Source organism: Streptomyces antarcticus (assembly GCF_026627255.1).
Classification (GTDB): Bacteria; Actinomycetota; Actinomycetes; order Streptomycetales; family Streptomycetaceae; genus Streptomyces; species Streptomyces antarcticus.
Window position 1 is genome coordinate 36,993 of sequence record NZ_JAPNLM010000014.1, and the last position, 10,689, is coordinate 47,681.

General features: G+C 74.0%; 9 protein-coding genes. 4 read left to right on the forward strand and 5 right to left on the reverse strand.

All coding sequences use genetic code 11. The features are described from left to right. Positions 1-87 precede the first annotated feature (87 nt). The 3 genes from OTB16_RS21435 (at position 88) to OTB16_RS21445 (ending at position 2,280) form a co-directional block, all read left to right on the forward strand. Entirely contained in the window at positions 88-459 is a 372-nt protein-coding gene (locus OTB16_RS21435) for an STAS domain-containing protein (RefSeq protein ID WP_267722035.1), read from the forward strand. A 75-nt stretch (positions 460-534) separates the two neighbouring features. Next, the gene (locus OTB16_RS21440) at positions 535-993 is read left to right on the forward strand and encodes an ATP-binding protein (RefSeq protein WP_267722036.1); all 459 of its coding nucleotides are present in this window, start codon (positions 535-537) and stop codon (positions 991-993) included. 213 nt (positions 994-1,206) lie between these two features. Next, positions 1,207-2,280, forward strand: coding sequence for an enoyl-CoA hydratase/isomerase family protein (locus tag OTB16_RS21445; RefSeq protein ID WP_420717772.1), 1,074 nt, complete (start codon positions 1,207-1,209; stop codon positions 2,278-2,280). A gap of 179 nt (positions 2,281-2,459) precedes the next feature. Here OTB16_RS21445 and OTB16_RS21450 read toward each other — a convergent pair whose 3' ends face one another. Continuing rightward, the gene (locus tag OTB16_RS21450; protein WP_267722038.1) at positions 2,460-4,736 is read right to left on the reverse strand and encodes an excinuclease ABC subunit UvrA; all 2,277 of its coding nucleotides are present in this window, start codon (positions 4,734-4,736) and stop codon (positions 2,460-2,462) included. A gap of 93 nt (positions 4,737-4,829) precedes the next feature. Here OTB16_RS21450 and OTB16_RS21455 point away from each other — a divergent pair, with 93 nt between their 5' ends. Further along, positions 4,830-5,600 (forward strand): TetR/AcrR family transcriptional regulator, encoded by a 771-nt coding sequence (locus tag OTB16_RS21455; RefSeq protein ID WP_267722040.1) that lies wholly within the window; start codon positions 4,830-4,832, stop codon positions 5,598-5,600. A gap of 117 nt (positions 5,601-5,717) precedes the next feature. Here the strand turns inward: OTB16_RS21455 and OTB16_RS21460 are convergent, their stop codons facing one another. The 4 genes from OTB16_RS21460 to OTB16_RS21475 form a co-directional block, all read right to left on the reverse strand. Further along, entirely contained in the window at positions 5,718-6,659 is a 942-nt protein-coding gene (locus tag OTB16_RS21460; protein WP_267722041.1) for an SDR family oxidoreductase, read from the reverse strand. 10 nt (positions 6,660-6,669) lie between these two features. Further along, positions 6,670-7,956 carry an MFS transporter gene (locus OTB16_RS21465; protein ID WP_267722042.1) on the reverse strand — a complete coding sequence of 429 codons (1,287 nt, stop codon included), beginning with the start codon at positions 7,954-7,956 and terminating at the stop codon, positions 6,670-6,672. An 11-nt stretch (positions 7,957-7,967) separates the two neighbouring features. Further along, positions 7,968-9,140, reverse strand: a complete 1,173-nt coding sequence (locus OTB16_RS21470) for an alkaline phosphatase family protein (RefSeq protein WP_267722043.1) — start codon at positions 9,138-9,140, stop codon at positions 7,968-7,970. 601 nt (positions 9,141-9,741) lie between these two features. Next, entirely contained in the window at positions 9,742-10,599 is an 858-nt protein-coding gene (locus OTB16_RS21475; RefSeq protein ID WP_267722044.1) for a galactokinase, read from the reverse strand. Between the last annotated feature and the right edge of the window lie 90 nt (positions 10,600-10,689).

The window sequence follows — 10,689 nt, forward strand, 5'->3', positions numbered from 1 at the left end:
CCCGCCCGCGCCGCTTCGCGGGCGGGCGCAGGCGTATCGCCGCGGCTTTCGGGAAGGGGCAAGGACAGGATGAAAGGGTGATGCCGGATGGTTGGCGGAGCGGACAGTGAGCGCTTCACCGTCGCGGTGCGGGCGGTGGACGGTGCCGTGGTCCTCGAACTGGCGGGGGAGCTGGACCACGACACGGCCCAGCCCCTGCGCGAGGCCTTGGACGCGGCGGTCACCCCGGGTGGCCGCCTTCTGGTGGACCTCGCGGGGCTGGGGTTCTGCGATTCCACCGGCCTGAACGTGCTGCTCCACAGCCGGCTCACGGCCCGGGAGGCCGGCGCCACCCTGGAACTGGCCGGGTTGCGCGGATCGGTCTCCCGGATGTTCCGGATCACCGGCGCGGACGGGGTGTTCCCCGTGCACGCCAGCGTGGCGGAGGCACTGGACCCGGCCGCCGGTCCACCCGGCTGACGGGTACCGCGGCCGGTACGGACACGCAGACGGCTCCGGCCGGCCGCCACTCTCGACTCGAGGAGTCCGATCTCCATGGAACAGCGGGGGTCACCCGGCAGGACCTGGTACCTGGGGCTGGACGGCACCACCGACGTCGTGACGCGCAGCCGCGACTTTGCGCGCCGGGCCCTGACCGCCTGGCGCTGGCTCCCGGCCGCCGAGGAGGAGGAGCAGGCGGCCGCCGACGACGTCCTCCTCCTGGTGTCCGAGGTGGTGGCCAACGCCTGCCTGCACGGCGGCGGCCCCGGGTCCCTGGTGCTCGACTGCACCGAGGATCGGCTGCGGATAGAGGTGACCGACGCGAACCCCGCGCCGCCGGTACCCGAACGCCCCCCGTCCCCGGCCCGGCGCGGGCGGCCCGGCGGGCACGGCCTGCTGATCGTGGAGCGGCTGGCCCGCAGCTGGGGGTCCCGCCCCCGGGCGGGCGGGAAGTGCGTCTGGGTCGAGGTGGCCGTCCCCTCCCCGGTGCTCCGTGCCTGGTCGGGTGGATGACGCCTCGGCAACTCCCGCTCGCGCAGGGTCCGCTCGGGGGCGAAGCCGCAGGGCAGCACCAGCAGCACGCCGGGCCGGGCCTCCCGTACGCCGCCCAGGTCATCGGCAGCGTGTGTTCCCCCGGAGGGAGACGATGCCGGTGGAGGTGGGAAGCAGGGAGACGATGCGCATGCCCCGACCCCGAGGAGGCGCGGACATACTGGCGGGGTGAAGATCGAAGACGACAACGCCGTCCTGTTCGACGTCGAGGGCCGCACCGGTGCGGTCACCCTCAACCGGCCCGCAGCCCTGAACGCCCTCACCCACTCCATGGTCATGCGGATCGACGAGGCCCTCACTGCCTGGGAGCACGATCCCGCCATCGCGCAGGTCCTGATCCGCGGTGCGGGTGAGCGGGGGTTGTGTGCGGGCGGGGACATCCGGGCGATCCATGAGGACGCGCGGGTGGGCGGGGGTGCGTCGGCGGGGTTCTGGCGGGACGAGTACCGGTTGAACGCGCGGATCGCACGGTTCCCGAAGCCGTATGTGGCGGTGATGGACGGGCTCGTGATGGGCGGTGGGGTCGGAGTCTCGGCGCACGGGAGCGTGCGGGTGGTGACGGAGCGTTCGCGGGTGGCGATGCCGGAGACGGGGATCGGTTTCGTGCCGGATGTGGGCGGGACGTATCTGCTGGCTCTGGCGCCGGGAGAGTTGGGGACGCATCTGGCGCTGACGGGTGCCGTGGTGGGTGCGGCGGACGCCGTGCTCTGCGGGCTGGCGGATCATTTCGTGCCGTCGGACGGGCTGGCGGGGCTGGTGGCGGGTTTGTCGGTGGCTCCGGTGCGGGAGGTGCTGGAGCGGTACGCGGCGGTACCGCCGGCGGGTGTGCTGGCTGAGCGGCGGGGGTGGATCGACGCCTGTTATGCGGGGGATTCGGTGGAGGTGATCGTGGAGCGGCTGCTGGCGCATGGTGATCCGGCGGCGAAGGAGGCGGGGGCGACGATCCTGGCGAAGTCGCCGACGGCGGTGAAGGTGACGTTGGCCGCGTTGCGGCGGGCGGCGTCGCTGGGGCCGTTGGAGCGGGTCCTGGAGCAGGAGTACCGGGTTTCGTGCAACGCGCTGGGCTCGGCAGATCTGGTGGAGGGGATCCGGGCGCAGGTCATCGACAAGGACCGTGCCCCGCGCTGGTCCCCGGCCACCCTCGGCGAGGTCACCGAAGCCGACGTGGCCCGCTACTTCACCCCCCTCGGCGCCGACGAACTGCGCCTCCCGGACGCCGCGCCCGGGGCGGGTTCCGGCCACGCCTGAGCCGGGTTCCGGCGCGGGCCGTCCGGAACCCGGCCCGCGCCGGACGCGAAGCCGAGCGAGGCGACGCGAGTCGACGCGAGGCGAGTCGAAGCGATGCCAGTGACGCGATGCCAAGTGATGCGATGCCACGCGATGCCAAGTGCTGCGCGGGGTGTTCCGTGTGTTCCGTGCCCTTGGGGCTACGAGGAGACGTACTCCCGAAGGTGACGGGCCGTCAGCGTGTCCGAACCGGCCACCAGAGCCGCCGGAGTGCCCTCGAACACCACCTCGCCGCCCGCGTGCCCGCCGCCCGGCCCGATGTCGATCAGCCAGTCCGCGTGCGCCATCACCGCCTGGTGGTGTTCGATGACGATCACCGAGTTGCCGTCGTCGACGAGCCGGTCCAGCAGCGCGAGCAGCTTGTCGACGTCGGCCATGTGCAGTCCGGTCGTCGGCTCGTCCAGGATGTACGTCGAGGACTTCTCCGCCATGTTGATCGCGAGCTTGAGCCGTTGCCGCTCCCCGCCCGACAGGGTGTTGAGCGGCTGCCCGAGCCGCAGGTAGCCCAGCCCCACATCGCCCAGCCGGCCCAGGATCGCCCGGGCCTGGCCGGTGGTGAAGAACTCGCGGGCCTCAGCCACCGGCATGTCGAGCACCTCGCTGATGTTCTTGCCCCGCAGCTCGTATCCGAGCACCTCGGGCGTGAACCGCTTGCCCTCGCACTCCTCGCAGACCGAGGACACGCCCGCCATCATCGCCAGGTCCGTGTAGACCAGCCCGAGGCCGTTGCAGTTCGGGCAGGCGCCCTCCGAATTGGCGCTGAACAGAGCCGCCTTGACCCCGTTGGCCTTGGCGAAGGCGGTCCGGATCGGGCTCAGCAGCCCCGTGTACGTCGCCGGGTTGGACCGGCGCGAGCCTCGGATCGGCGACTGGTCGGCGACGACCACCCCCTCCTGCCCGGCCAGGTAGCCGTGGATCAGCGAGCTCTTCCCGGAACCCGCGACCCCGGTCACCACCGCCAGCACCCCCAGCGGCACGTCCACGCTGACGTCCTTCAGGTTGTGCAGATCGGCCCCCTTGACCGACAGCTGCCCGCGCGGGGCGCGCACCGACTCCCGCAGCCGCGCCCGGTGTTCGAGGTGCCGGCCGGTGAGCGTGCCGGACGAGCGCAGCCCGTCGACGTCGCCCTCGTAGCAGAGCTCGCCACCCGCCGTGCCCGCGCCCGGGCCGAGGTCCACCACGTGGTCGGCGATCGCGATGACCTCCGGCTTGTGCTCCACGACCAGCACCGTGTTGCCCTTGTCGCGCAGCCGCAGCAGCAGGTCGTTCATCCGCCGGATGTCGTGCGGGTGCAGGCCGATCGTGGGCTCGTCGAAGACGTACGTGACGTCCGAGAGCGAGGAGCCGAGGTGGCGGACCATCTTGACCCGCTGCGCCTCCCCGCCGGAGAGGGTGCCCGAGGGGCGGTCCAGGCTGAGGTAGCCCAGCCCGATCTCCACGAGCGAGTCCAGCAGCTCCCGCAGGCTCGTGAGCAGCGGCGCCACGCCCGGGTCGGCGAGCCGCCGGACGAACGTCGCCAGGTCGCTGATCTGCATCGCCGAGCAGTCGGCGATGTTCAGGCCGTCGACGCGGGAGGTGAGCGCGGCCGCCGATAGCCGGGTGCCCCCGCAGTCCGGACAGTCCGTGAAGACCACGGCGCGGTCCACGAACGACCGGATGTGGGGCTGCATGGCCTCGCGGTCCTTCGCGAGGTACGTCCGCTGGATCTTGGTGATCAGGCCCTCGTACGTGAAGTTGTTCGAGCCGACCTTGACCTTCACCGAGTCCTTGTGCAGGAAGTCCGCCCACTCCTGCTCGGTGAAGTCCTTCAGCTTGGTGTCGGGGGAGTAGAAGCCCGAGCCCGCCATGACCTGCCAGTACCAGGAGTCCACCGCGTAGCCGGGCACGGTGATCGCGCCCTCGTTGACGGAGAGCTCCCGGTCCACCAGCTGGTCGACGTCGATGTCGGAGATCTGGCCGATGCCCTCGCAGCGCGGGCACATGCCGTCGGGGGTGTTGAAGCTGAAGGCGGTGGAGGTGCCGATGTGCGGGGTGCCGAGGCGGGAGAAGATGATCCGCAGCATGGTGTAGGCGTCGGTGGCGGTACCCACGGTGGAACGGGAGTTGGCCCCCATCCGCTCCTGGTCGACCACGATCGCGGCGCTCAGGTTGTTCAGACCGTCCACGTCCGGCCGGCCCAGGGTCGGCATGAAGGACTGGATGAAGGCCGTGTACGTCTCGTTGATCATGCGCTGCGACTCGGCGGCGATGGTGCCGAAGACGAGGGAGGACTTTCCGGAGCCCGAGACGCCGGTGAAGACGGTGAGGCGGCGCTTGGGAATGTCCAGGGAGATGTTCCGCAGATTGTTCTCCCGGGCTCCGCGGACCTGGATGACCTGGTGGCTGTCGGCGTCATGGTTGTCGGCGTCGATCTGCACGGAACTCCTCGCGGTGGCGGCGGCGCGGCTTATTTTGTACACCGTACTCTATACGCTGTAGTGAGTTCCTGGCCGAGGATTGAAGGAGCCCGTATGGCGAAGGACCGGAGCGGCGCGGGCGACCCCGTCCGCACCCTGCGGCTGCTCTGGCGCGAACCCGGGCAGGATCCGCCCGCGCGGCGCGGACCGCGGCAGGGCCTGACCGTGGACGCCGTCGTACGGGCCGCCACCGACCTCGCCGACGAGGAGGGGCTGCCCGCGCTCACGATGCGGGCGCTCGCCCGCCGACTCGGCGTGACCCCCATGACCCTCTACACCTACGTCCCGGGCAAGGACGAGCTGCTCGACCTCATGCTCGACGAGGCCTACGGGCACATGGACCGGGGGCGGCGCGACCCCGGCGAGCCCTGGCGCTCGAAGGTCACCCGCGTAGCCGAGGACAACCGCGCCCTGCTCGTCCGGCACCCGTGGATCGCCGACCTCGCCGTGACCCGCCCGCCGCTGGGCCCCGGCGTCATCGGGAAGTACGACCGCGAGCTCGCGGCCTTCGACGGGATCGGCCTGAGCGACTCCGAGATGGACGCCGCCCTGACCCACCTGCTCGGCTTCGTCCACGCCAACGCCCTGGCCGCCGCCGACGCGGCCGCGCACAACAGCCGCCAGAGCGACGACGAGTGGTGGGCCGTCAGCGCCCCGCTGCTGGAGCGGGCCATGGACCCCGAGCGCTACCCGCTGGCCGGCCGCGTCGGCGGCACGGTCGGGGCCTACGACCCCGAGGCGGTGTGGGCGTTCGGCCTGCGGTGCGTGCTGGAGGGGCTCACCCGGATGGTCGAGGCTCCCGCCCCGACCGCCGGCCGGGGCTGAACCTGGCCGCCCGCGCGGGACCGGGGCCGTCCCCCCGGCCTGCCCGGAGCGGCCCCGGCGGCCGGGGCGTTCCCGGCGTCCGCGTCGTCCCGGCGTCCGCGCCGTCCCGTGCCGGGGTCAGCGGTAGCCGGTGGCGTCCGCCGGGTGGCCCGGGTCCTGGACCTCGACCATGTACCGCCAGGCGTCCGGGCGGCTCCCGTCGACGTCGGTGAAGCCGTACTCCCCGGCCAGCTGCCCGCTGGAGAGCGACTGCCCGTTCCAGCGCGCCACCTCCGGGTCCGCGGCGAGCGCCGCGACCGCCCGGCCCACGTACGCCGGGGTCTCGGAGATGCCGAAGTGCGGGACCTTCTCGAGCGCGTCCCGCCAGTTCGCCTCCGTCACGCCGAAGGCGTCGAGCATCATCTCCGACCGCAGCCAGCCCGGGGTCAGCGCGACCGCCGTCACCCCGTGCGGCTCCAGCTCGTGGCCCAGCGCGAACGCCATCCGCAGCACGGAGGACTTGGCGATGTCGTAGAAGAAAGAGACCCGGTAGCGGCTCGCGTTGTACTCGGCCGTGCCGTCCGTCATCTCCACCACGAGCCCGCCCGGCGTGCGCAGCAGCAGCGGGACCGCGAAGTGGCTGGTGATCGCGTGGGTCTCGACCGCCAGCCGCAGCAGCCGCAGCCCCTTGTCCAGGTCGTGCTCCCAGACCGTGCTGTCCCACTCGAAGAGGAGCTCACCACCCCAGATGTCGTTGACCAGGACGTCCAGGCGGCCCTGTTCGGCATCGATCCGGCCGACGAGTGCCTCGACCTCGCCCGGCACCAGATGGTCCGCGACCACCGCGATGCCCCGACCGCCCGCCGCCGTCACCAGCTCGGCGGTCTCCTCGATCGTCTCGGGCCGGTCGTACTCCGAGCGCCGGTCGCGGGTGCTGCGACCGGACACGTACACGGTCGCGCCCTGCGCTCCCAGCTGGACCGCGATGCCGCGGCCCGCTCCCCGTGTCGCCCCGGCCACCAGGGCGACCCTGCCCTCCAGCGTCCGCTGTCCGTTCGATGTGCGCTGTACGTCAGACATGCCCCCGACCCTACGTCGCCCCGTCCGCCTCGGGCCCGCCGAACGCGGAGGTCGCCGCCAGGGCGGTCAACAGCCCGCAGGCCGCGGCGGCCAGCGCGGTGCCGGGGCCCCACAGGGTCCAGGCGGCCCCGAACAGCAGCGAACCGGCGAACCGGGCCAGAGCCTGCGCGGTCTGGAGCACGGCGAGACCGGTGGTGCGCAGCCCCGCGGGCAGCAGCGGCGCGGCGGCGGCCATCAGCACCCCGTCGGTGGCCGCGTAGAACAGCCCGAGCAGTCCGACGACGGTCACGCCCGCGCAGGCGAGGGCCGGGCCGGCGGGCAGGGGCGCCAGCAGCAGCAGGCACGCGCCGAGCAGCAGCAGGTGCCCGCAGAGGAAGACCCGCCGCCGGCCCAGCCGGTCGGCGAGCCGGCCCGCGGGCACGGCGGCCAGCAGGAACACGGCCGCCGTGCCGACGGGCAGCAGCGGGAACCAGGCGAGCGGGAGGTCGAGCCGCCGCTGGAGCAGGAGGTAGAGGAAGGCGTCGCCGACGGTGAACACGCCGAGCGCGGCGGCGGTCAGGCAGAGCCGCCGCAGCGCCGGCAGGCGCAGCAGGCTCCGGACGGCGCGCCCTGGCGGCGCCGCCGGGGCGGTGGGGGCGGCGGGGGGAGACGGGTGGTTCGGGGGAGCGGGCGCCTCGCGTACGAACAGCACCAGCAGGACGACCCCCAGGACGGCGAAGCAGCAGCTCACGGTGAACACGGCGGCGTACCCGTCGGCCGCGACCCACAGCACCCCGAACGCGGCCAGCGGCCCCAGCAGTGCGCCCGCCGTGTCCATCGCACGGTGGACGCCGAAGGCGCGGCCCTGCTCCCCGGGCGCGCAGGACAGCGAGATCAGCGCGTCGCGGGGGGCGGTGCGCAGGCCCTTGCCGGTCCGGTCGGCGGCGAGCACCGCCGCCACCGACCAGGGGGTGGTGACGGCGAGCAGGGCCGCCTTGCAGGCGGCGGAGAGCGCGTACCCGGCCCCCGCGACGAGCTTGCGCCGACGGGTGCGGTCGGCGACCCGCCCGCCCAGCAGCCGCAGCAGCGCGGTGGCGCCGTGCTGGAGCCCGTCCAGGGCGCCGAAGGCGAGCGGGGACATCCCGAGTCCCGCCATCAGGTACAGCGGCAGGACGGCGGTGACCATCTCGGCGGACACGTCCGTGACCAGACTGACCAGGCCGAGCGCGAGGACGGTGCCGGGGACGGCCCGCACGGGGCCCCCGCGGGGCGGGGTGTCCGCGGCGATGTCCGCCGCCCTGCTGGTCGACAGGTACACGGAGGCCTCCCTTAGAACCAGTTGAGGGTGAGGGGGAAGGTGGTGGTGTCGGTGGTGGGGGTGGTGTCGGTGGCGGTGGCGGTGATGCGGAGGGTTCCGGTGGCCCAGGGTTTGCCGGTGATGCGTCCGGTGGCGGGGTCGAGGGTGAGGCCCCAGGGGAGTCCGGTGGCGGTGAGCTGGATGGTGCAGGTCTGGTTGAAGGCGCAGGTCCGGGGGCCGGGGTCGACCAGCTTCAGCCCGCCGGGAGAGGAAGTCGGGGTCGGGGTGGGGGTCGGGGTCGGGGTCGGCGTGGGCTCCGTGGAGGCGGTGAACACCTCGCTGATCGGCTGGACGTTGGCGGCGTTGCCCGCGTGCGTCGCCGTGCCGAAGAGGTCTTCGAAGGTCCGGAGCAGGTGGTGGTGGTTGAAGGACGTCGCGTACCTGCCCGGCTTGACGTTCGCTCCGTGGAAGACCGTGGCGATCTGGTTGGAGCCCAGGTAGTTGTCCTCGTCCCAGGTCAGCACCAGCAGGCTGTTGTTGGCCTTCGCCCACTGCGCGTACGCGTCGAGGTGGGTGCGCGTCCAGGTGTCGCCGGTGGCGACCGGGCAGGAGTGCATGTCGTTGCACTGGTTGGGCACCACGAACGACAGGTCCGGCAGCGCCGCGAAGTCACCCTGCGGGAACTGCGCCCAGGTCTTGCCGGTGTTCAGCGGCACGTTCTTGAAGGCGAACCACGGATTGTGCTTCTGCGCGTACTGGCCGCTGGAGCACGCGGTGGAGCCCTCGGCGGGCAGGTCCTCGTTGTACGTCGCGAACGTCTTGCCCGCCGCGATCAGTTCCTGCCCGAGGTTGGGCGCCGTCATCGACTGCGGGGTGTAGCAGCCGTCGCCGGTGATGCCCTGGGTGGAGCCGGAGAAGAGGTTGAAGTAGTTCGGCTGGCTGGGGTGGGTCAGCGCCTTCATCCCGGTCAGGCTCGCGCCGCCGTTGGCCAGCTGGTTGATGTACGGGGCGTTCGCGCTGCCGATGATCTCCCCGTACTGCTTGTTCTCGTAGACGACGACCACCACGTGGTCGTACGCCGGCAGCGCCGCCGCCGCCGCGGCCGCCACGGCCGCGTCCGCGCGGGCGCGCCCGGTGCCCTCGGCGGCCTGGGAGGCGGCGATGGTGAACGCGGCCAGCAGGCCGAGCGCGCCGAACCCGGCCACGAGCGCGGACCGGACGGCCCTGCGTCTCGCTGCCGCGGGCGGCGGGGGTGGGGACGGGGCTGAGGGTGGGGGAGGGGGTGGGGTGACGGGCATGGGTGGTGCCTCCTCGTGGTGGTCGCGGGACCCGCGGCATGGCGGGCCCCGGGGTGGGGGTGCGGAGGTGCGAGGGTGTGGGGGTGTGGGGGTGTCGGGCCGGGGTCGCCCCGCCGGGGTCCCGGGCGACCGAGGCGCCGCCGAGGCCGTGACCGCGAGGTCCGGGCCCGCCCGGTGCCCCCGGCGGCCTGGAGTGCGGCGGCCGGGTCGCCGGGCCGACGGGTCCCTTGGGGTTACTGGGGTCCTTGGGGTCGCGGGGTTGCCTGGGCGTTGGGCCTGTGGGTCCCTTGGGGTTGCCGGGGTCCTTGGGGTCGCGGGGTAGCCGGGGCGTCGGGTCGGTGGGTCTTCGGGGTCTGGGGGCCTGTGGGTTCCTCGGGGGTCGCCGGGGTCGGTGGGGCCTCGGGGTCGGCCGGGGCGGGGGTATGCGGGCTGCCCGGGATCGGGGCGGCGCCAGCCCCGGGCAGCCCGGCCGCCGCGGGGTGGCCGGCCGCCGCGGGGTGGCCGGCCGCTATTGCTCGCGGCGGGCCGGGCCGGCCACGGCGATGTTCAGGAACCGCGGTACGGGTCGCCCCCGTTCGCGGAACTCCGCCGCGACGGCGGTGCGCACCGCCGCCAGCCGTGCCTCGGGCAGCAGCACCAGCACGCCGCTCCCCGGCCGCGGGCCGGGCGGCCAGGCGCGCAGGGCTCCGGCGCGCCTGGCGCAGGCCACCGCCCGGGCCAGCTCCGCCCGCCGGTCTGCGCCGCCCGAGCGGCCGCGTACCGCCATCAGCACCAGGCGGTCCCGCGTGGCCGCCGGGTCGAAGGCGACGTATCGCGGGGGCCGGGCGTCCCGGCCCGGCAGCACGGCTTCGCCCGGGCGGGCGAACAGCGCCGCCCGGCGCAGCGCCGCGTCCCCGTCGGGCAGAGCCCGGGCCAGCAGGCGGGCGAGGTGCGCGCGGTCGGGCTCCACGCCCGCCGGCGTGTGGACGTCGGCCACGGCCAGCGCCAGCGCGCAGTCCGCGGGCTCCGCCGTGGCCAGCCCGGCGGCCGCCGTGAGCGAGCCCTGAACGTGCAGGTCGGTCCCGCCGCGCCCGAACCCGGCCCGGGCGAGGGCACGCAGCAGGGCGTACGGCCGCACCGCCCAGGCGGGCGTGTCCGGCGGCGGTCCGGTCAGGGCCAGCGGTACGTCGCAGCTGTCCGCGGGGTGGGCGAGCGAGCTGAGCCGCACCAGGCCGTCGGTGCGCGGCGCCGCGGCCGCGGCCACCGGCCAGCCGGCCGCCGCGACCACTCCGGGGGAGTCCAGGTGGAAGGCGTACGGGGCGCTCCAGACGGCGGCCGGGGGCCGGCCGTGCGCGGACTCCAGGGCGTAGGCGACGAGCCGGAACAACGGGTCGGCGGTGGCCCGCCGCGCGATCCCGCCCTCGGCGCCCCCGGCTGCCCCCGCTGCCCTGTCGTACCCGGTGCCCCCGGCGTAGCT